General features: G+C 64.7%; 18 protein-coding genes. 2 read left to right on the plus strand and 16 right to left on the minus strand.

What is annotated here, in order from left to right:
* Positions 1 to 292 precede the first annotated feature (292 nt).
* Both ACVZTU_RS15175 and ACVZTU_RS15180 read right to left on the minus strand, forming a co-directional pair.
* Positions 293 to 1408, minus strand: a complete 1116-nt coding sequence (locus ACVZTU_RS15175) for an LLM class flavin-dependent oxidoreductase (RefSeq protein WP_139468108.1) — start codon at positions 1406 to 1408, stop codon at positions 293 to 295.
* Between the two features lie 163 nt (positions 1409 to 1571).
* Positions 1572 to 3524, minus strand: coding sequence for a DUF222 domain-containing protein (locus ACVZTU_RS15180; protein ID WP_482400761.1), 1953 nt, complete (start codon positions 3522 to 3524; stop codon positions 1572 to 1574).
* A gap of 90 nt (positions 3525 to 3614) precedes the next feature.
* Here ACVZTU_RS15180 and ACVZTU_RS15185 point away from each other — a divergent pair, with 90 nt between their 5' ends.
* Positions 3615 to 3887 (plus strand): hypothetical protein, encoded by a 273-nt coding sequence (locus tag ACVZTU_RS15185; protein WP_180345573.1) that lies wholly within the window; start codon positions 3615 to 3617, stop codon positions 3885 to 3887.
* Between the two features lie 601 nt (positions 3888 to 4488).
* On the opposite strand, the gene ACVZTU_RS15190 is transcribed toward ACVZTU_RS15185, so the two are convergent.
* Entirely contained in the window at positions 4489 to 5148 is a 660-nt protein-coding gene (locus tag ACVZTU_RS15190; protein WP_229663978.1) for a helix-turn-helix domain-containing protein, read from the minus strand.
* 109 nt (positions 5149 to 5257) lie between these two features.
* Between ACVZTU_RS15190 and ACVZTU_RS15195 the strand changes: the two genes are divergently transcribed.
* On the plus strand, positions 5258 to 6286 hold the full coding sequence (locus tag ACVZTU_RS15195) for an NAD(P)/FAD-dependent oxidoreductase (protein WP_139468106.1): 1029 nt from the start codon (positions 5258 to 5260) through the stop codon (positions 6284 to 6286).
* A 66-nt stretch (positions 6287 to 6352) separates the two neighbouring features.
* Here ACVZTU_RS15195 and ACVZTU_RS15200 read toward each other — a convergent pair whose 3' ends face one another.
* The 13 genes from ACVZTU_RS15200 to ACVZTU_RS15260 all read right to left on the minus strand — a co-directional run bounded on the left by ACVZTU_RS15200 (position 6353) and on the right by ACVZTU_RS15260 (position 21804).
* A complete protein-coding gene (locus ACVZTU_RS15200) occupies positions 6353 to 6748 on the minus strand; it encodes a universal stress protein (RefSeq protein ID WP_101543775.1) in 396 nt (131 codons plus the stop codon).
* 238 nt (positions 6749 to 6986) lie between these two features.
* A complete protein-coding gene (locus tag ACVZTU_RS15205; RefSeq protein ID WP_229663977.1) occupies positions 6987 to 8420 on the minus strand; it encodes an APC family permease in 1434 nt (477 codons plus the stop codon).
* 105 nt (positions 8421 to 8525) lie between these two features.
* The gene (locus ACVZTU_RS15210; protein WP_139468105.1) at positions 8526 to 9227 is read right to left on the minus strand and encodes a type 1 glutamine amidotransferase; all 702 of its coding nucleotides are present in this window, start codon (positions 9225 to 9227) and stop codon (positions 8526 to 8528) included.
* On the minus strand, positions 9224 to 10450 hold the full coding sequence (locus ACVZTU_RS15215; RefSeq protein ID WP_482400762.1) for a dipeptidase: 1227 nt from the start codon (positions 10448 to 10450) through the stop codon (positions 9224 to 9226). The genes ACVZTU_RS15210 and ACVZTU_RS15215 overlap by 4 nt, the downstream gene beginning before the upstream one ends.
* Before the next feature lie 112 nt (positions 10451 to 10562).
* Positions 10563 to 11720 (minus strand): DUF819 family protein, encoded by a 1158-nt coding sequence (locus ACVZTU_RS15220; protein ID WP_482401759.1) that lies wholly within the window; start codon positions 11718 to 11720, stop codon positions 10563 to 10565.
* A gap of 220 nt (positions 11721 to 11940) precedes the next feature.
* The gene (locus ACVZTU_RS15225) at positions 11941 to 12249 is read right to left on the minus strand and encodes a DUF3870 domain-containing protein (protein ID WP_139468103.1); all 309 of its coding nucleotides are present in this window, start codon (positions 12247 to 12249) and stop codon (positions 11941 to 11943) included.
* Positions 12250 to 12414: 165 nt separating this feature from the next.
* Positions 12415 to 13215 carry a serine hydrolase gene (locus tag ACVZTU_RS15230; RefSeq protein WP_139468102.1) on the minus strand — a complete coding sequence of 267 codons (801 nt, stop codon included), beginning with the start codon at positions 13213 to 13215 and terminating at the stop codon, positions 12415 to 12417.
* A gap of 94 nt (positions 13216 to 13309) precedes the next feature.
* Positions 13310 to 14356, minus strand: coding sequence for a S66 peptidase family protein (locus tag ACVZTU_RS15235; protein WP_139468101.1), 1047 nt, complete (start codon positions 14354 to 14356; stop codon positions 13310 to 13312).
* Positions 14349 to 16004: an ATP-binding cassette domain-containing protein gene (locus ACVZTU_RS15240; protein ID WP_139468100.1), complete on the minus strand. Its 1656-nt coding sequence runs from the start codon at positions 16002 to 16004 to the stop codon at positions 14349 to 14351. The genes ACVZTU_RS15235 and ACVZTU_RS15240 overlap by 8 nt, the downstream gene beginning before the upstream one ends.
* On the minus strand, positions 16004 to 16987 hold the full coding sequence (locus ACVZTU_RS15245) for an ABC transporter permease (RefSeq protein ID WP_139468099.1): 984 nt from the start codon (positions 16985 to 16987) through the stop codon (positions 16004 to 16006). The genes ACVZTU_RS15240 and ACVZTU_RS15245 overlap by 1 nt, the downstream gene beginning before the upstream one ends.
* Positions 16987 to 18144 carry an ABC transporter permease gene (locus tag ACVZTU_RS15250; RefSeq protein ID WP_482400763.1) on the minus strand — a complete coding sequence of 386 codons (1158 nt, stop codon included), beginning with the start codon at positions 18142 to 18144 and terminating at the stop codon, positions 16987 to 16989. Before ACVZTU_RS15250 ends, ACVZTU_RS15245 begins: the two co-directional genes overlap by 1 nt.
* 126 nt (positions 18145 to 18270) lie before the next feature.
* Positions 18271 to 20091 (minus strand): ABC transporter substrate-binding protein, encoded by a 1821-nt coding sequence (locus ACVZTU_RS15255; RefSeq protein WP_139468098.1) that lies wholly within the window; start codon positions 20089 to 20091, stop codon positions 18271 to 18273.
* Between the two features lie 183 nt (positions 20092 to 20274).
* Entirely contained in the window at positions 20275 to 21804 is a 1530-nt protein-coding gene (locus tag ACVZTU_RS15260; RefSeq protein WP_248283902.1) for a type III PLP-dependent enzyme domain-containing protein, read from the minus strand.
* Between the last annotated feature and the right edge of the window lie 106 nt (positions 21805 to 21910).

Here is a 21910-nt window from a genome sequence, read left to right on the forward strand (position 1 = left end):
GGCCCGCGTGGGGGAAGTCTCCGAAGGTGCGCGAGCGCATTCGGCGTACAGCATTCGCCTCCGTTTCGACCTCTCCGCAAGGAGCGGCCTCGCCGTAGACGAGGTTCTGCACGGTGTCGATTCTACTGGCTGTCACACGACTGTCAGCTTTCATGACACTGTGACAGGATAACGCGGACTGGTCGTGGATTGAAGTCCACTTGCCCGAATCGATGCTGAGCTGAGACTTCGGCCCGGTGCCGATGGCCGATATCGGCCCCGATCGGAACCGGGGACAGACCTCAGCCAGGTGTCACATATCGGTGCCTGCATCAGCGACGCCGGAAGCTCCGGTGGAGCCGAGGAATTCCGTGGCAAGCAGGTCGATCGTCTGAGTCCGTCCTGGGTCTTCGCGTACGTCTTCGCCTTCCACGGCACCCGCAATCGGCTGAATCATGATCTCGTCGACCTCGAAGCGCTCGGCGAGTTCCTCGAGCTGCGCGGACACGGATTTCGTGTCGCCGATGATCCAGTTGCCGGAGAGCTCTTCGCCGACCATACGCTCTTGGTCGGTCATCACCGATCGCACGTCGTCGCCGGCCAGGTGCAGCTTCTCCATCGGTCCGCCGGTGCGCATTCTGGCCATCTGCAGCATGAATGGCTCCGAGCGCAGCCGCGCTTCTTCCTCGGTGGGTGCTGCGACGACGTTGGCCGTGACAAAGGTCTGCGGCTTGTCTCCGTAAGCGCCAGGCGTGAAATTGTCGCGGTAGATCTTCATTCCGGTGGTGGCACCCGATGCGAAGTGGTTGGCGAAGACATAGGGCATGCCGAGTTCAGCTGCCAGCCTGGCCGAGTAACCGGATGAACCGAGCAGCCACGGCAGCGGCTGCGTTCCCGGAGCTGCCGCGGGCGTCGCCTTGAGCACATGTTCGCGTCCACCGTGAAGCGGAACTCGCATCCCCTCGGGCCGCATGAGGCTGAGAGTGTCGATCACGTGCTGGGGGAACTGTTCGACGGGATCGATTGCTCGTCCTTCACGGTCGACCATCCGTCCTTCACCGAGGTGGCCGCGCATTGCCGCCGAAGTGATCGGGTCCGTCCCCGGTGCGCGACCGATTCCCAGATCGATGCGGTCGCCGTAGACAGCGGAGAGCAGAGCGAACAGCTCGGCGACCGCCAGCGGGGCGTGATTGGGAAGCATGACTCCACCGGAACCGAGGCGGATCTGCTGTGTTCCCTGGCCGAGGTGCATGAGTTCGGGCCCTGGCATCGTCGATGCGATCGAGGGCATGTTGTGGTGCTCGGCGACCCAATAGCGGGTGAATCCGAGCTTGTCAGCCGTGTCGATGATCTGCTTTGAGGCGGCGAAGGAGTCTGCTGTCGTCTGTCCTGTACGGACAGGAACGAGGTCAAGGATCGAAAGCTTCATAACGAGGCAACAGTGCATGTGAGAAGAACATTCCGTTCCCCGCGGACCACGCCGCCGATGAACCGCACCATTGGTCTCGGCCACGTGTCCCGCGAATAACTGTCACATTGCCGGGGTTTTGCCAGCCGAACCCAAGTGCTTGTCAGCTGAACCTAAGTGCTTGTCAGCCGAAGAGAGTCTCTCCGATTTCCCGCGCGATGAACCGTGCGTGGAGCACCGGTTCTTGTGCTGGATCGATGGTCGCCGGTGGCACCCACGCGGGCCGACCGTCGATGAGCATTCTGCAGTCCCAATCGGTGTAATCAAGCAGGTGGTGATGCGCTGAACAGGCCAAAGTGAGATTGTTGACGTCAGTCTTGCCGTTCTGCGCCCATGGGACGATATGGTGCGCTTCGCACCAGCCGGGAGGAGTGTCGCATCCGGGGAACGTGCATCCCTGGTCACGGCTGGCGAGAATTGCCAGCTGTTTCTCTGTGGCCAACCGTCGTTCTGTCGCGAGTGCCAACGATTTCGCTCTTTCGCCCATGAGGTGGAAGAAGACCGATCCGTTCAGTCCTTCCAGAGCAGCGGAATCGATCGGGAACGGCGTTTCGACTCCCGTGACGGCCTTGCCGGTCTGGTTCGCCAGATCTTCCGCCTTGGCTGTGACGACCAGTGCGTAGGCCGCTCCGGCCTTGATGCGGTTCATTTCGATGTTGCCGATGACGCTGGAGAAACGCTCGTAGATGCGACGCCGGACACTCGGCTGCTCAGCGGCCATCGTCACCAGTGAGCCGTCCTGCCTCACCCCGGCCCCCTGCGGGATCTCACCATTCGCGCCGACCTGTGGCGGGGTGAAGTCGAGCGAGGGGTCGAGACAGTCCGAGCGGTCGCCGCGCAGGACCTCCGTATAGACGTCGACGACTTCCTGGTCGAGGTCGCTCACACTGGCACTGCCGCTTTCGACTGCGGAGCGGGCATCGTCGGCAGAACGGGTATCATCGGTGGCGCTCGCTCCGTCGATTGGGCGTTCGCCATCCGCGGGAGCGGCATCGATGCCCGCCGCATTCGCGCACCTGTCCTCGTCAGACTGAGAATCGGTTTTGATGCGCGAAGTCAGCAAGCCATTGAGAATCCCACCGGTCTCCTCGTCGAGGCGACCTTTGAGGGTCCACGTTCCGTCCTTCGCCTGGCGCAGGTTGACAGCGAAGCTGTCCCGGTCTGCCGTTTCTTTCGGTTCCTGGCCGTCGGGATCGATCCAGCCCAGGATCTCTTCGAAGAGTGCATGGATATCGCAGACGCGAACCGCCTGAGCCTTTTCGACGAGCAGGCTTTCAGCCTTGATCTTGTCGTCCTCCGATACGTTCACAGGCAGGTTCTTCAAGCATTTGGAGATCGTCGACGCCTGGTTTGCCGAGAGCACTCCTTCACGAAGGGCAGCTGCGAGAATCGGAAACTGCGCCTCGATCGATTCCCCGCTCATGCTGGTCCGCTTTCCCAGGCACTCAGCGAGCTGAGTGCGGCGATAGGCCTCTTGTGCAGACAGGTTGAGCCGATGTTGGACCAGCGCCTTCGTCGTTTTCGCCCCGTAGTCGCGGGGCGTGCCGACACGTTCGAACACGGAGAGGGTCACGACCGACAGGGACTCCGTCAGACGGTTCAAGGTCTCAAGACCATCGAGAAGAGTCACCGCGTCATCGGGCCCCATGGGGCGAGTGAAGTCGTGGAGCCCGTCGAGCAGGCCCTGCAGAGCGCAGATGCTTTCTGTGACTTCCGGGGCTGCGTGCTTCAAGTCTGACCAGCGAAACTCGTCGAGCAGGGGATGCGTGTCAGCTTCTGAGTCATAGCGTTCGGCGAGTGCCTTGTGTCGCTCCGCGCGTTCTACCTCAGCGATACGTTCGGCTTCTTTCTGCGCCCGCTTCTTCGCCTCGTACCGCTCAACGTGGGCGTTCCACTCCGCTCTTTCACGCGCGAGTTCTTCGTCCTCTGCGCGAGCCTGCGGGTTCTTCTTCAGGAACTCCTCACGCTCCGCAGCTCGCTGTGTCTCACGTTCTTCGCGCTTTGCTTTCATCCACGCGCTTTGGCGTGCTTCGATCTCTCTGATGCATGCCTGGACCTCTGCCTCGGTCTCCGGCATCGTCGTCCTGCTCGACCAGGGCCCCTGCCCGGCGTGGATAACGCCACCCGGAAGAGCAGGCGCCGCTGCGTCAGCCTCGATAACAGCTGCTTGACTGCTGCCTTCCGCAGCTACGACTCCGTCGACGACTGCATCGCTGCCATCCTCGACGGCGTCATCCTGTCCGTCACCAGCTTGGTCGGCGACCGCCTCGCCGTCGGCCAGGTTGTCGGCGATCCCGTCGAATCTGTCGGCGAGAGGATGACCGGTCAGATCGAATCCGGCCTCAGCGAGCAGCTCCCGGTAAGTCGACCTGGAGGAGTCACTGTCGGCAGACCGGGCAGAAGAGCCGGCCGCAGTTGGAGGGAGGTCACTGGGCGGTGAACCTTGAAGGGGTGGTGCCTGCGAAGCCTTTCCCGCTTCGCAATCATCGTGCTCGTCGTACCTTCGGTCGGGGATGAGAGCCATCTTCTTCGTATCCGTTCATCATCGTTGATGTCTTCGGCTTGGCTCCATTCTAATCCAGGAATAGAACAGAGTCTATAGTTCTGTACGATTTATTTGAAATATTTTCCCTGTCTTGCTATTTTGTACTATTTGCACTGGTCAATGGGAGATCTCACTCGGAGTGCGATGTTTGACAATGATCGCTGGCGGCGACCAGAAGAAGGGGCTCTCACCTACGGTGTCGACGAAGTGGGCCGAGACTACTCCTCGCCACTGACGCGAGGACGCGGGGCCAGGGCCCCGCCACAGCCACGCAGGCAGCACCCCGCCGCAGCCACACAGGGCCAGGGTCCCGCCACAGCCACGCAGGCAGCACCCCGCCGCAGCCACGCAGGACCAGGACCCCGCCACAGCCACCCGGGCAGAACTCACGTCCCGCCACGGTCACGCTTGCGGAACTCACTTCCCGCCACAATCAAGCGCGCGCAACCGACGCCCCGTCGTATCAACGAGCGCCTGCGCCGGCCCACAGCTCCACTCAGCTCTTCATATGAACGCGCTGTCCTTCGGGTCCGAACAGGCTGAGATACTCGACCCCGCCGTCATCGGCTCCCCCGAACCAGTGCGGAGTGCGCGTATCGAACTCTGCGGCCTCTCCAGCACTGAGAACCATCGTCCGGTCGCCGAGGATGAGGGTCAGGCGACCGCGGATCACATACACCCATTCGAATCCGGGGTGAGTCTTCAGCGCACCGAGCTTCGGTGTCTGCCGACCGTCGACGATGTGCTTGAAGGCCTGTACTCCGATCGCTCCGCGGCTGAGCGGCAGGATCGTCTGATCGTGGAACTTCCGCGGGGAGATATGAATGCGCGGATCGCCGATCGGCGGAGTCCCCACAAGCTCATCGAGCGGGAGCCCATAGACCCCAGCCAGCGGCAGCAGCAGCTCCAAACTCGGCTTGCGCTTCCCGGATTCCAGGCGCGACAGTGTGCTCGTCGACATTCCGGCAAGCTCAGCCACCTCGTCGAGGGTGCGCCCCTGCTCCTGCCGCAGCCCTCGCAGGCGAGCGCCGACACCCGCCAAAGACTGCCGGATAGCCTCCTGCGCCTCAACCGGGGCGGACCCATCGGAGAGGATCTCCGACATCCGACCCGTCGCATGAGCGGCGCGCTCCCCTGACTCTCTTGGCTCTTCCATGCCCTCAGCATGACACAATTTGCTGTTTCTGCAAACACGTTTGCACTTTTATACGGGCTAGGAACACACTCGAATAGACGCCGACCATCCATCAGCACACAGGAGAATCATGACCACCCAAACTGCACCCGTAAACTCCCAGCCAACTGCGCCCGACTCGTCGGCCGAATCCGCGCAGGATTCCTTCGATGTCGCCGTCATCGGCGGTGGGGCAGGCGGCCTCGCCGCATCGATCGCCCTGGCCAGGTCTCTGCGATCCGTCGTCGTCATCGACGCAGGCCAGCTGCGCAATTCCTCAAGCGCACACGCGCACAACGTCCTCGGCCACGAAGGCATCAGGCCCCAGGATCTCGTGGCGAAAGGCCGCGCCGAGGCCAAAGAGTACGGCGTTGCCTTCATCGATGCGACCGTGCAGCAAGCACGCACGATCGATTCGGAACCCCACCCCGCCGAGGCGGCTCCGCGGTATCGATTCGAACTGACCACCTCGGCGGGGGTCGATGTCAGGGTCCGACGCATCATCATCGCCACCGGTTTGAGCGACGAACTTCCGGACATCCCGGGTCTCGCGGAAGGCTGGGGCGACACCGTCCTGCACTGCCCCTACTGCCACGGCTTCGAGGTGCGCGGGCAGCGCATCGGGGTCATCGGCACAACGGCCATGTCATACCACCAGGCGATGCTGTTCTCCCAGCTCAGCGACCACGTCAGCTTCATCCGGCACAACGCTCCCGCCCCTGATTCCGAACAGACGGCAATGCTCGATACGCTCGGCATCGAGTTCATCGATTCCACCGTCACCGAGGTGGCCCGCACCGAGTCCGACACCGTCGTTTCACTGGCGGCCGCCGAATCCGCGGACGGAGCGGAATCGCTTACCTTCGACGCGCTCACCGTCGGTGCGTATGGTCGAGCAAATGCCGACCTGTTCGCCCAGCTCGGAGGCGAGGTCGTCGCTCACCCGAGCGGGATGGGCACCTATATTCCGACGCAGATGGCCGGACAGACCGATGTGCCCGGCGTCTGGGCGGTCGGCAACAGCGCAGACGTGTCGGCGATGGTCGTGGCCAGCACAGCCAGCGGGGTGATGGCCGGCGCTCATGTCAACGCCGATCTCATCATGGAGCGGCTCCGCTGAGACGTGCACGCAGCGGACACATGTCAGCCCAGCGAGCCGGGTTGCGTGTGCGCTGCGGTCAAGCCCTCAGTGCGCGGCTTTGACGCACAGCACCGGGGCTTCGGCGTCGAGGATGACCTTCTGAATCGTCGACCCGAGCAGAAACTTCCCGACCGGGGTGCGCTTCCGGGTTCCGAGCACGATCAGTTCGGCTCCCACCTCGTTGGCGGTGTCGAGGATCTGTTCGGCCGGGTCGTACTCGCTGCCCAAGGTCAGTACGCGGAATTCGACGTCCGCCCTGGTCAGGTAGTTGTTGACCGATTTGAGCTCCCCTTCGCCGAGGCGGTAGGAGTCGCTGCGCTGCGCCGACCGTGACGCATTGACGACGACGAGCTCCTTGCCGTCCTTCTTCGCCTGCGCGATGCCGGCATCGAGAGCAGCGTGTCCGGCGGGATTGTTGACGTAACCGACGAGTACTGTCATTTTTCACCTTCGTTGGATTGAGCTGTACAGATCCGAGCGCGCAGGTCGGGAACCCACCGTCCCAGCATATCGAGCGATGCAGACTTGGGTCGGCGGGCGGCCCCGGCCGCACCGCCTCGGCGAGGGATCGCACCGTCTCCGCAGTGGCGGGAGCCTCCTCGGCGAGGGACGACTCCGTACCGGGAATGGACGGCACCGTCCCGGAGAAGTGCTGCGCCGCCTCGGCGAGGGGATGAGCTCACGACAGCTCTTCGGGATTGCGGAATCGGGTGCTCGTGCCCTTCGTCGAACGGTTCCAGAACCAGGTCACGGCCCACAGGACGACACCGATGCCGACGAGCGCCGCCGCGATCTGATACTGGATGAGCTCATCGAGACGGGCCCACGGACCGACGAGGAACACGCAGGTGATGACGCCGATCCACGGCAGAATCGTCGGTGCCTTGAAGTGTTCGGCATTGCCGGACTTGTCCTTGCGCAGGATGAGCACGGCGACGTTGACGACGGCGAACACTGCCAACAGCAGCAGCGAGGTGGTGCCGCCCAGGGACGCGGTCACCGTCTCGGGCAGGATCGTGGACACGAAGAAGATGAGCGCGAAGGCGATCAGCGTCGTGAAGATGATCGACACCCACGGCGAGCGGCGTCCGGCCAAGACCTTCGCGAACACGGGCGGGAGCACGTTCTGCTTGGCCATTCCGTAGAGCAGACGGCTGGCCATGAGCATGTTGATCAGGGCCGAGTTCGCAACGGCGAACATCGTCATGAATGGGAAGATCGTATCGATCGGCAGGCCCGGAGCACCCTCCCGGACGACCTCGAGCAGCGGCGTCTCGCTCTCGGTGAGCACGCCGATGGGCACTGCTGCGACGGTGACCAGGGAGACGAGGACGTAGATGATGCCGGTGATCGTCAGACCAGAGAGCATGATCTTCGGGAAGATCCGTGGATCCTTCGTCTCCTCGACCATGTTGACCGAATCCTCGAAGCCGACCATGGAGAAGAAGGCGAGCGCAGTGGCACCGGTGACCGCGAGGAAGACGCTCTTGTCGCCCTCGGTCTCGAAGATCATCACGCGTGAGAAGTCGGCGTCACCCGAACCGAGTGCGAAGAAGCCGACGACGATGACCAGCAGCAGACCGCTCAGCTCGATGAGGGTGAGGACGACGTTGAACCATACGCTCTCGCCGACTCCGCGGAGGTTGATGAGCGCGATGAGAGTGAGGAACGCCAGCGCAATCCACATCACCCCTGTGCCGGAGACGTCCCAACCGAAGCCAGCCACGAGGTTCGCCGCGAAGACATTCGACGCCGTCGATGCCGAGGTGATTCCGGAGCTGAGGACGGCGAAGGCGACGAGGAACGTCACGAAGTGGATTCCGAACGCCTTGTGCGTATAGAGCGCTGCACCCGCAGCCTGCGGATACTTCGTCACGAGTTCCATATAGGAGAAGGCGGTGATCAGCGCGATGAGGAAGGCGAGGATCACCGGTGCCCAACCGGCACCGCCGACCTGCCCAGCCACCTTGCCCGTCAGAGCATAGACGCCGGTTCCGAGGATGTCACCGACGATGAACAGAAGCAGCAGCTTCGGCCCCATGACCCGCTTGAGGGTCTCGGGCTGGTGTCCGTCACCGGGGTCGATTGTCGTCGTGGGTTCTTTGTCGCTCACGATTCCTCCGTGTCCAATGCGGCGGCTGTGCCGCATACCTGGCAACCCTGACTGTGGTCAGAGCCTCGCCTAGTATGCCTCAGTCACGAGCCTGACACACAAGCTTCAGTTCCGAACCACCGTGAGAAACGCGGAGAACAGGGCCTTCGAATCACGTTCGCTCTCCGGCCCGAGCTCCATCGCTTCTTCCAACAGGGTATCTTTATCGAACCCCAAAGTCTGCAGTTTCTCCGCATCCCAGCGCTCGATGTTCGCCCGCGTCGACTCCGGGTGGAACTGCGTCCCCCACGCCCTGCCGACCCGGAACGCCTGGAATTCGCAGGCCTCGCTCCTGGCGAGCAGGGTCGCCTCCTCGGGGAGGGCGACGATGCGGTCGACATGGCTTTCGACGAACGAGGTCCGTGGCCGGATCGCGGAGAACACCGGGTCCGCGGCCGCCTCGGCGGTGGTGTCGATCCTCGTGTATCCCTTCTCCGGCGCCCCGGTCCGAGCCTGCACATCGCCCCCGATGACGTGGGCGATGAGCTGCCCGCCGAGGCAGATCCCGAACTGCGGCAGATCCGTGGCCAGGGCATGGCGGACGAGTTCGGCCTCATCGGCCAACCACGGGGCCCGGTCCGTCTCATCGGGCATGTACCCGCCGCCGAGCATGATGAGCCCGTCATAGCCATCGAGCTCCGAGGGCCCGGGCAGGGGTGAGACCCCGCCGATGCGCAGATCGAACTCGACGTTCTCGCTGATCATCCACCGTGTCAGCAGCCCCGGCTGGGACTCGATGTCATTGACGATGACGAGCAGCCGCGTCATGATTCCGCCCCCGCCGAGGCGGCCGAACCATTGCCTGCGGACCCGACGTTGCCGCCGCCGTTCACCGTCGCCGAGGCGGCCGTGCCGTTGGCCGCGGAACCGGCGTTGGCCGCGGACGGTGCGTCGACCGCCGAGCCGAGGAACGCCGTGTACGCATCCTCGTGCGCGTCGAGGACGCGCATCGCATTGTCGAAGCCGATCTTGCGCAGGTCGGTCTGCGACCAGCCGCGCGAGGCGAGCTCGGCGAACAGGTTCGGATACTGGCCGGCATCACCGAGTCCGGTCGGCAGCTCATCGACTCCGCAGATGTCGCCGCCCAGTCCGATGTGGTCGATGCCGATCCGTTCGCGAACGTAATCGCAGTGGTCGGCGACCTGGGCCACGGTCACCTCGGGGGCGGTTCCCTGTTCTCCGGCGTCGACCCATTCGCGGCGGGCGTTCGAGACGAACGAGGGCACGAACGTCATCATCGCCACTCCCCCGTTGTCGGGCACGCGGTCCAAGACGTCGTCCGGGATGTTGCGCGGGTGCGGGTTGAGACCGTACGCGCAGGAGTGGGTGAAGAGGACCGGCAGGGTGCTCTGGTCCAGCGACTGGTGCATGACGGTGGGCGCGACGTGGGAGAGGTCGAGGATCATGCCGATCCGGTTCATCTCCGCCACGACCTCACGTCCGAAGACGCTCAAGCCGCCGTGGACCGGTTCGTCCGTGGCCGAGTCGGCCCAGGAATGAGTGGTCGACCACGTCAGAGTCATATAGCGGGCCCCGGCGCGGGCGTACGACCGCAGCACGGCGAGGGATTCGTCGATCTGCTGACCGCCTTCGACGCCCATGAGGGAGGCGACCTTGCCGGCTGCGCGAGCCGCACGGACGTCGGCGGCGGTACGGGCGAAGGCAAGTCGTTCGGGGTAGGCGGTGACGACACGCTGGACCGCGTCGATCTGCTCCCATGTGGCCGTGATCGCGTCGGCGCCGGTGATCGAGGAATGAACGTAGACGGACCAGTACTGCGCGGCCACGTGTCCGGCCGCCAGCTGATCCATCGTGGTGAACGGCGAGACGGCCGGGTCGTTGAGCCCCTCCACGCTGTAGTCGCGTTCCTCGCGCAGGTACCAGGCGAGGTCGTTGTGTCCGTCGAAGACGTCGACGGCGGGTGCGGATGCTGCGTCTGGTGCGGATTCGGTGTCGGGTCCGGTTGCGGAGGCTGTGTTGGGTGCGGTCATGGTCGGGTCCTTCCGGTCGGGCGGATTGGGTCGGTGCAGGGGTGCACGCACGGAACGGTACTCTCGCGATGGGGAGGTCGGCCGCCTCGGCGAGGTGGGGTCGGTTCGTTCATCATGCCAGCCCGGACAGGATCTGGGCCGACCACAGGCCGAGGAACGTGCCGAGGAACGTTCCCATCAGCGCGAACAGCACACCGACGGGGACGAGCTGTCGGTTGAAGGCTCCCGCGACGACCGGCGCCGAGGCGATTCCGCCGATGTTCGCGGTGCTGGCCACGGCGATGCTGAAGAGCTCGGTGCGGGTGAGCTTGGCGTAGATGAGCATGATGGCGATGTGGACGAGGAGGACGATGATGCCCGCCACCAGGTAGAGCGGCGCTTCGGCCAGGGAGGTGAAGTCCGAGCCCGAGGCGATGATGCCGATGATGAGGTAGAGCAGGATCGTCGCGAGCTCATTGGATCCGGCGGTCCTGCCGAACCGAGTCGATCCGATGGCCAGCCCGAGGACGCTGACGATGAGGATCGTCCACGCGGTGCCGTCGATGACCGCTCCGACCTCGGGCAGCAGTTCGCCGAGGCGGATCGCCAAGGCCGAGGCCAACAGTGCGAATCCGATGAGTCCGAAGATCGACGACAGCGTCATCGGCTTCTCCTCCTCGGCCGAGACTCTGTCGGTGAAATCGAGCTTCGACATATCGGCCTTCGTCCACTTGTCGAACTTGGCGGAGACTGTGACGGAGGAGAAGATGAGCAGCAGCCAGAAGGAGTAGAGCACTGTGTCGACGATGAGGACGTAGCCGAACACGTTCTCGGGTGCCTGGAGGACCTCCTGCACCGCGACCATGTTCGCCGAACCACCCGTCCACGAGGCGTTGAGAGCGCCGAGGGCCTTCCACGCTTCCGGGTCGAGACTGGAGTGCAGGATGAGGTAGCTGATGATGAAGCCGATGATGATGCTCGCCGCGGTCACCGCAAAGGTGAGCAGCAGTTTGGGCCCGAGCTTGATGATCTGCCGGATATCGCACTTGAACAGCATGAGCAGGATCATCGCGGGCAGCATCACCTCGCGCAGGGTGTCGCCGACCGCGGTGATGTCTCCACCGTCGTGGTCGAAGACGCCGAACGTGTTGAGCAGCGCCGCCACGATGTAGAGGATGACGAAGCCGGGCACATATTTGAAGAGCTTGAAGCGCCCGCTCCGGTCCGCGACGACGAGCGCTGCGGAAATCGCCAGAAGCAGGCTGATGAATAGAAAACCGTCCGTGATCACTAACGACACTTCCTCATTGAATACGTCCATCCCGGCAGAGGCAGAGCCGACGGCGCCGCAGCTGGCTGCGCCGCACGGCGCGGATGGCAGCAGCACCGGTTGGGCCAGTGGCAGAGCCACGGGCGGCACCGAGGATGCCTCCGGGATGGAGCAATGTGCAGTTGTCGATCGGATCCGGTCCGGTGAGGGCCCGGGCAATCGGGGTGGTCGAAGGCGCTGCCTAAGCGGTGACCTCGCGGTACTTCTTCGCGGCGTTGTTCACTGCTGTGATCAGCGCCTTCTGCGAGGATCCGTGGTAGCGGCGCTGGATGCGCTCTATCAGTCGACCAGGGTCCGTGATGTCGGCATCGACGAACAGGCTCCGAATGAAGTTCCGGGTCAGAGCCAACGTCGCCGTGCAGTCCACATCGAGGATTCGGTGGGTGTCCGGCTGGATCTCGAATGCCACGTAGAACAGACCGAACTGGTTGGTGATCGGGTTGTTCGACGGAGCCTTCGCTTCGCCTGTGAGGTAGATCGTATCGGACATCGCCCACCAGACTACCCCACGGCTCTCGGCGCCGAGACCGGTCCGAAAGCAGCCGGGGCGCTCCCAGAGCGGCCGCGAGTCGCCCGGCAGGCGACGACTGCCGCCGGGGACATTCGTCAGGCGAAAGGCGAGTTCCCATCGACGGCAGTCGAACGCAGTGGACGCTCAGAGGAACCGGTGGATCGCGTTGCCGGCCTGCCGCATGATCGGCATGACGTCGACGACGCGGTCGGTGCCCGGTTCCCAGTTCGCGAACACCGCATAGGCGACGCGACGCGTAGGCGTCATCACGATCCCGGCATCGGCCCGGATCGTCCCGTTCGTGCCGGTCTTGTTCCACACCCACACGTCCCGCTGGTAGTTGTAGTGAGCGAGCGGGTCCAGATCGAACGCCGAGGCGACCATCGAGGTGTCCGCGCCGGCTCCCAACCAGCGCCGGAAGACCTCGTTCGTCGACTCGTCCCAGAATTCGTCCTTGGCGTGCCTGGCCATGAAATCACTGAGCTCCGCGGCCGTGCCCGTCGACAGTGTCCGCGGCGCTTTGGCCGGGCGCGGCCAGCGCAGAAAGTCGTGCAGACCCGAGTTCCTGTACCCGAGCTTCTCCACCTGATCCGCAACATTCTCCAGCCCGACCCTGCGGATGAGCACGTTCGTGGCGAAGTTGTCGCTGAAAGCCCCGATGAGCAGAGCGACGTCGAAGATGCTCAGATCGTCCTGCTCCATGAGGTACCAGATCCCCGATTCGTCGACCCTCTCCGAAGGCCGCCGATGCAGGCGTTCCTCCAGGTCAAGCGTGCCGTCCTTGTACATCTGCAAGGCAGTGTGGAGGAGGAAGACCTTGCCCATGCTGGCGGTGTCGAGTTCGTCGTTCTCATTGTGGGCGAACACCCGTTCCCCACTGTCGACGTCGAAGGCCAGAGCGCTGAATCGCACTCCGGGCAGTCCATCGAATTTCAGTTCGCTCATCAGCGTGCTCCTGTCAGTCTCGTTTCGTTCATGTCTGCGCGCCCGCGATTCGTTCGCCTCACCGAGCCGGGCCATCGGCACGTGGTCGGCACCATCATGCCTGCCCACCCGCGTGATCCACCCACAGCCGCGGCCGTTCCCCGGGCTCCGCCTTGAGCGTGACGTCGACGCCGAGTGGGGCGCTCGGCGCATCGGGATCGTGGCCGAAGCCCATCTCAGACACGATCGGGATTCCCAGACCGCCGAGGTAGTCGATCATCAGCGCCTCCACCTCGTGGACGGGCGCGCAGTCCTCCCACGAGCCGAGCACCACCGCATCCGCCGAGGTGAACCACCCGCCGCGGACCAGCTGCACCATGAGATTGTCGAGCCGGTACAGCTCCTCGTCGACGTCTTCGAGCATGAGGATGCTCGGACCCCGATGCTCGCGTCGTTCCCGCACGTCGATGAGCTCGGGACTGCCCATCCCCGCGGCGATGAGACTGAGATTTCCCCCGCCGAGGCGGCCCCTCGCCGACCCCGGAACCAACGTCTGCGCCCGGCTGAGCGGGCGGGTCGCAGCGGTCTGCTCCGCCGCAGCGGTGCCCTCCGTCGAGGCCTCTGCGGGGAATCCGAGTTCGCGCCCGCCCCAGGGATGAAACAGCCACGAGGCCACCTCGTCGGGCACGACCGTCGAGTTCTTGAACGGGTCATTGCCGACCATCGGGCAGAACAGAGTCGCGACGCCGAGGTGGTGTTCCCAGGCCTGGTGGAGTGCGGTGATGTCCGAGGAGCCGGTGAGCAGCTTGGGACGGCCGTCCCTGCGCAGCATGTGCCGGCGCATGAGGTCGAAGTCGATGCCGTCGAGCAGGCGCATGGCTCCGAAGCCGCCACGCAGCGCGATCACCGCATCCGTGTCCGGATCGCACCACGCGTCGACGAGATCGGCCCGGCGCTCGGCGTCCGTGCCGGCCAGATACTTCACCCGCGGGTGCCGGCTGCGGACGTTGGCCCCCGGCACGACGTCGAAGCCCCAGGATTCCAGCTGGGCGATGGCCCGCTGCAGCGACTCCTCGTCGGTGGGTCCCGACGGCGCAATGAGGCGAACGGTGTCACCGGGCGACAGCGGCGCAGAATCGAGATATGGGCTCGGCTTACTCATTCCTCACCAGACTCTGACTTCCCAATCGGGGAACCGCGGCGAGCAGCTCCTGCGTGTACTCGTGCTGCGGATCGGACAGCACCCTGTCGACCTCACCGTATTCGACGATCTCCCCTCTCTTCATCACCGCCACCGTATCCGCGATGTTCCAGGCCAGGCCGAGGTCGTGGGTGATGATGAGCGCGCTCATCCCGAAGTTCTTCTTCAGCGCGAGGAACAGCGAAAGGATCTCCCCGCGCACCGAGGCATCCAGCGATGCCACCGGCTCATCGGCGATGAGCACCTGCGGGTCGAGAGCCAGAGCGCCGGCGATGACGACGCGCTGCCGCTGTCCGCCGGAGAGCTCCTGCGGAATCGACTCGAGATAGTCCTCGGCAGGGGTGAGCTCGGCGGCTTCGAGCGCGCCGATGACCCTCTCGTACTCCCGGTCCTTGATCCCCTGAACCTTCAGGCCCTCGACCACGGCCTCGTACACGCTGCGTTTGGGATTGAGCGATCCGGCCGGGTCCTGCAGAATCATCTGCACCTTCTGCCGAAATGCTCGCAGCTCCTTCGCCTTCTTCGGCAGAGCCTTGCCCGCGAACGACAGCTGCGAACCCGCTTCCACCTCCTGCAGACCGAGCAGCGACCGTGCCAGAGTCGTCTTCCCCGAGCCGGACTGGCCGACGACGGCGAGGATCTCCGCCTTCCGCAGCTGCAGGTCCACACCGCGCACCGCACGTTCACGACCCCGCCGGGTGTCGAAGGAGACACTGAGATCCTTCGCCTCGAGCACTACCTCATCCGTCATGGTGAATGGTTCGGCCCGGACCACCTCGGCGGGTTTGAGTGTTCGGGGATTCAGCCGGGATTCGGGGTCCCCGATCTGCGGAAACGCACCGGCCAGCTGCTTCGTGTAGTCCTCCTGCGGAGACAGGCACACTTCGTCGCTCGGTCCGTATTCGACGAGGCGGCCGTGACGCATGATCGCGAGTTTCGCGCACACGGCCGAGAGCACGGCGAGATCGTGGCTGATCATCAGCAGGGAGATTCCGCGTTCGGCGACGAGGCGGGCCAGGCCGGACAGGATCTGCTTCTGCACGATGACGTCGAGGGCAGTCGTCGGCTCGTCGGCGATGATGATATCGGGTTCACAGGCGAGCGCCATGGCGATCATGATGCGCTGTTTCTGCCCGCCGGAGAGCTCGTGCGGATATGCGCTCGACTTCGATGCCTCGAGGTTGACCTCGGCGAGGAGTTCGAACATCCGGTCGCGGCGCTTCTGCGGGGTCGTCCACGTGCCCTTCGAGTGATGTTCGAGGGCTTCGATGATCTGCTGCCCCACCTCGCGGACGGGGTTGAGAGAGTGCAGAGCTCCTTGGAAGACGATCGAGGCCTGCGCCCACCGGACCGCGCGGATCTGGCCGAAGCTCAGCTCCCGGATGTCCTGCCCGCCGAGGAGGACCCGCCCGTCGAGGCGAGCCGACTTCGGCAGCAGGCGCAGAGCCGACATGATCAGGGTCGACTTCCCCGACCCGGACTCCCCCGCGATGCCCAGGGTGGCACCGGCGGGCAGGTCGAGGCTGACGTCTTCCACGGCGACGACGTCGCCGCGGTCGGATGAGGAGCGGTAGGTGATCGAGACGTTCTCGAAATGAAGGTCGGTCATCAGCGGCTCCTCAGGGCAGGGTTGATGATGGCCTCGAATGCGCGCCCGACCATCGTGAAGGCGAGCACGACGAGCAGGATCGCCACACCCGGGGTGAGCACGTACCACCAGTAGCCGGAGGTCGCCGCGGACACGTCCATCGAGTTCTTCAGGATCGTGCCCCACGATTCCTTCGACGTGTCCCCGAGGCCGAGGAACGACAGCGTCGATTCGGCGATGATCGCCCCACCGACGGTCAGCGTCGTGTTCGCGAGCACGAGCGGCATCACCGCAGGCAGCAGGTGACGGAACAGGATGTGGGAATGTCCGGCACCGAGGATGCGCGCCCTTTCGATGTAGAGCCGAGATTCGACGCTCAACGTCTGCGAGCGCACGATCCGTGCGGTCGACGCCCATGAGGTCAGTCCGATGGCGACGACGATCGTGAAGACACCGCGCTCGAGCACGGAGGACAGCACGATCGCGAGAAGCAGGGACGGCAGGACGATGAAGAAGTCGACGATGCGCATGATGATGCCGCCGAACAGTCCCGTGAAGTGACCTGCGGCCAGGCCCATGATGGTGCCGATGATCATCGACATGACGGTCGCGGCGACGCCGACGAGGATCGACACGCGCGCTCCCCAGAGGATGCGCACCCACAGCTCCCGTCCCAGGTCATCGGTGCCCAAGGGGTGGTCGAGGCTCGGCGGGGCATAGCGCGGCACGTCGAGCTGCTTCGTGACATCGAGCATCGAGGCCGGGGCGATGAGCGGTGCGGCGATCGCGATGACGATGAAGAAGAGGAGCACGACGGCGCCGATGAGCGCCGGAACGTCGGAGCGGAAGAGCGCCCAGTTCTTCTTCGCGTTGTTCAGGCGGCGTTCGCGCACGAGCTTCGCGCCGTCGACGACAGGGATGGATCCCCGTGTTTCCGAACCACGCGGATTCGGTTCGTTCGATGAGGGGCCGGGGGCCGCCTCGGCGGGGGTGTTCGCGCTCATCAGGCCTTCCTGACGCGGGGATCGAGGAATCGGTAGACGATGTCGGCGGCAAGGTTCATCACGATGATGATCGCCGAGAACACGACGAAGGTGCCCTGCAGCAGCGGCAGGTCGGGGCCGCGGATGGCTTCGAAGGTGAGTTTGCCCAGTCCCGGCCACGAGAACACGGCTTCGACGGTGACGGCGCCGGCGATGAGCCCGCCGATGTGGAGGAAGACGACGGTGACGGTCGGCAGCAGCGCATTCGGCACGGCGTGACGGCGGCGGACCTCATCCTCGGTGAGTCCTTTTGCGCGGGCGGTCGTGAGGTAGTCCTCGTTCATCTCCTCGAGCAGGGAGGCGCGCATGATCATGAGGAACTGTGCGTAGACGACGGCGACGAGCGAGACGACGGGGAGGATGAGGTGTTTGATGACGTCGATGATTCCGGCCGGTGACCATGGGTCGAGGCCGGGGGTGATCATGCCGCCGGTGGGCAGCCATTGGAGGGTGCCGCCGAAGATCATGAGCAGGATGAGGCCGAGCCAGAACGTCGGCACGGACCAGAAGATCAGCGAGGTCGAGGAGGCGAGCTTGTCGAACAGGGTGTTGCGGCGCCAGGCCGAGATCTGTCCGAGCCACAGGCCCAGGACGATGGCGATGACGGCCGCGGTGGCGGTGAGCAGCAGCGTCGGGCCGAGGTATTCGCCGATGAGCGAGGACACGGATTTCCGGTACACGTAGGACTCGCCGAGGTCGCCGGTGACGATGCCGACGAGGTAGTCCCAGAACTGGACGATGACGGGTTTGTCGAGTCCGTACTGGCTGCGCAGTTCGGCGATCTGCGCCGGGGACATCGGCCGTTCCTTCGCGATCTTGAGCACGGGATCGCCGGGCAGCATCCGGAAGGCGAAGAAGCCGAGCACGATGACGAGGACCATCGAGGTCGCGGCCCCGCCGAGCTTGCGCAGGAAGTAACGGGCGAACGATCCGCCGGCCGGTGGTTCGTCCATATCGACGGTGGCGGGGTTCGCGTCGGCGGGGCTCCCGTCGGCGGTTGCCGCGGATCCCTTCGCCGAGGCGGGGCTGGGGTTCGTGGGGTCGGTGCCCGGGTTCGCCGTGCCCGGTCCTCGGTCAGGGCGATCCCCGGACTGGGGATCGTGGGTGGGTGTGCTCACTATGGTGCTCCAGATGGTGGGGACGGGCCCGTGGGCCCGGTTGCCGCGGGTGGTGCGGACTGGCCCGCGGGTCCGGGTGCCGCAGGTGGTGCGGATGGTGCGGCACCCGGACTGTGGGTGTGGGGACTATTCGCGGTCGTCGGACTTCTTGCGACGGCTGAGCAGCCAGCCGCCTCCGCCGAGGACGACGATGACCGCTGCCGCGATGCCGATCCAGCCTCCGGCGCCCATTCCGCCGCCGGTGGCTTCCTCTTCGCTGACGGGTTCGACCGAGGAATATCCCCAGTAGCCGACCTGGTTGGCGATGGCACCGCCGTCGCTGGGCTGTTTGGTGAAGTTGTCGAACCGGTCGGAGCGGTAGGCCTCGAGCTGGTTCGGGTACCACAGCGTCACCGAGGGGGCTTCCTCGTAGTGGATGGCCTGGGCCTTCTGCACGAGGTCCTGACGCTTGGCCGGGTCGAGCTCGACGTGCTGAGCCTGATAGAGCTTGTCGAATTCCTTGTTGCACCAGCCGTCTTGGCTGGTGCCGCCGTTGCCGTCGGCGTCGGGGCGCTGACCGCAGGTGTTGATGCTCAGCTGGTAGTCGGGATCGGGATTGATCGACCAGCCGGAGAAGTACATATCGTAGTCGCCCTTGGTGGTGCGTTCGGACACCGTGTCGACGTCAGAGGACTCGTTCTTCAGGTCGATGCCGATGTCCTTCATCCACGGTTTGAGGAACTTCGCGGTGCTCTGTTCGATCGGCGCGTCGGCGTCGGTGAGGAAGCGCAGCTGCAGCTTCTCACCGTCCTTCTCGCGGATGCCGCCGGATCCTTCCTTCCAGCCGGCGTCGTCGAGGAGCTTCTTCGCCTCGGCCACGTCGAATCCGCTGATGACGGAGTTGTCGGACTTGAGTGCCCAGTCCGGGTAGACGGCAGGAATGAAGCTCGTGGCCGGCTGCGCATAGTCCTGCATGACCTGTTTGCGCAGGGTCTCGGTGTCAATGCCGGCGCGGATTGCCTGGCGGACCTTCTTGTCCTTGAGCGCCTCATTGCCGGTGCCGAATTCCTTGCCTTTGGCGTCGGCGACGCCCGGGTTGATGGAGATTCCATTGAAGCGGCGGCCGTTGCCGTCGTTGAGTTCGACGTTGTCCGCGTTCTCCAGCGCCGTGAACTGGTCGGGGCTGAGCCCAGTGATGAAGTCGACTTCGCCGGAGCGGATCGCCTGCACCTGCGCATCTGAGTTCGTGTAGTAGCGGTACTGGATCTCGTCGAGCTTCGGCTTGCCGCGCCAGAAGTTCGGGTTCGCCTTGAGCGTGATCGACTTGTTCGCCTCGTAGCTCTCGAGCTGGAAGGGTCCCGAGCCGACGGACTTCTCATCGTTCTTGAATTCGCCGGGCTTGTCGATCTTCGACCAGACGTGCTCGGGCACGACGGGGATCTCTTGGCCGGGGTTGTTCGCCTGCGGCTTCTTCAGAGTGATCTTGACGGTGCCGTCGTCGGGGGCCTCGACCTTGTCGAAGTTTTCGACGAGGCTGCCGTTGGCCACCGCCATCTCTTCCTTCTCCATCATCTGGTTGTAGGTCCAGGCGACGTCTTTCGAGGTCAGCGGTTCACCGTCGGACCATTTCATGTCCGGACGGATCGTGTAGGTCCAGACCTTGCCCTCGGAGTCCGTGTTCCATTCGGTGGCGAGCCCCTCGGTGATCGAACCGTCCTTGGCGTCGTTGGCCACGAGGTTCTCGTACATGTACCGGAAGGTGTTCGTCGGCACGAGGTAGAAGGACGTGAACGGGTTGAAGGAGTCGATGAAACCGTCGGTGGCGATCCGCAGCACGTTCTCGGAGGCCGGAGCCTCCGAGGTGGCGGCCTGCGCCGGGGAGGCGGCCATCGATCCGGCAAGGGCGAGTGCTGCGACGCCGGCCAGGCACCGTTGCCAGCCTCTGCGCAGTGAGTGTGAAGTGAACATCTTCGTCTTTCTTCTCGTGCGGTGATTCACTTGTCCTCCCCCGACCCGGGTGAATCGGAGTGTTCTCCCGGGTCAGAGCAGATGTGTTCTCCATCACTCTACGTTCGAAGTGACGTGAAAACGGCACAACAACACACAAATATGCCAGCCGGTCACTGTGCAGATGCCACAGGCGGTTCGAAATCAGCTGCCGTGGGCAAGAGGTTCGGCAGCGGTTTCGCGATCGTCCGGGTTCAGCGCACGTCCGTCCGGGCTCAGCCCGCGGCTCGCCGGGTTCGGCCGGCGGCTCGCCGGGCTCAGCGGGCGCAGCTCGGTCTCGCCCGCCTCGGCGAGGATTTCAGCGATCGTCTGCCCGCGGCGGATGAGGCTGAACTCGATGCCGCCGTCAGGAGCAATGCGGTAGCCGAAGATCGGCACCCGCGGGAGCAGGTTGTAGGAGAACGGATTCGAGAAGTAATAGGCACCTGTCTCGGGCACGGCGACGAGGTCACCCGCGTCGAGACGCGGCAGCATCCGATCCCGGGCCAGGAGGTCGCCGGAGAAGCAGGCGGGTCCGGCGACGTCGGTCGGGACGACCTCGGTGTCGGCCTCTTCGGCGGTCTTGGGGTTCCCGTCCGAGGTGAACGGCAGGATCCGCAGGGGCCAGTCGTTCGGGGCATAAGCGGTGCGGGTGGCGACCTGGACGCCGGCCTGGGTCATGACGATGCGGCGCCCGCCGGTGGTCTTCGCGTATTCGACGCGGGTGAGGATGGTGCCGACCTTTGCGAGGAGGGCGCGGCCGAATTCGGTGACGATGTCGAAGCCGAACAGGCCCGGCACCTCCTCCTCGAGCACCGAGCGGTAGTCGGCGAAGGTCGGGGTGATGTCCTCACCGTCGAAGTTCACCGACAGTCCCCCGCCGATGTCGATGCGCGTGATCCGCCTGGTCGAGGCACGGGAGTTGATCTCCTCGGCGAGGTCGACGGCGGCGCGGATTCCGACGGCTGCTTTGTCGAGGGTGATGCCCTGCGAGCCGGAGTGGACGTGGATCTGGCTCAGCCATGGGCGAGCGAGGTAGGCCTCGATGAGGGCCTCGCGGGCACCCGGGTCGGCGAGGCCGATACCGAATTTCGAGGTTTCGGTGGCGGTGCTCAAGGCGCCGATCGCGCCCGTGCCCGACTGCGGATTGATGCGGATTCCGATCTTCGCCGAGGCGGGCGCGGCGTCTGTGACGGCCGTGCTGTTCCGATCCGCCAGGATCGTGTCGAGGCGGGAGAGTTCGTCGAAGTTGTCGACATTGATCGAGACGCCGAGGTCGACGGCCCGGCACAGTTCGGCCCAGGTCTTGGCCGGGGAGTCGAAGACGATGCGGTCGGGTGCGAACCCGGCCGAGAGGGCGAGTTCGAGTTCGCCGGGGCTGGCGACCTCGCAGCCGGCTCCCACCTCGGCGAACCGGCGCAGCAACGACGGCAGCGGCACCGCCTTGCACGCCACTGCGTGGAGCACCTCGCGATCTGATGCGAATGCCGAGGTCAGCCGGTCGAAGGCGGTGTCGACCCAATCAAGATCCATGAGTCCGAGCACAGCCGCCTCATCGGTCAGCGCCGGGACGGAGTCCGATTGCGCGGGTGCGGCATCCGGCTGCGCAGGAGCCGAATCCGACGGTGCGGAGGCGTGTGCCGACTGTGCCGGATCGGCTGAGCGGTGAGGCGACACACTGTTCTCTGCGATCATTCGGATTGCTCGGGCGCGACGGTTCGGAATCGCATGGTGGTGACTGGGCATAACGTCCTTTGTTCGAGATCTGTTGTCACTTTAGGACGGCTGACCTCGAAGAACG

It is taken from the genome of Brevibacterium sp. OS20, from assembly GCF_056837565.1.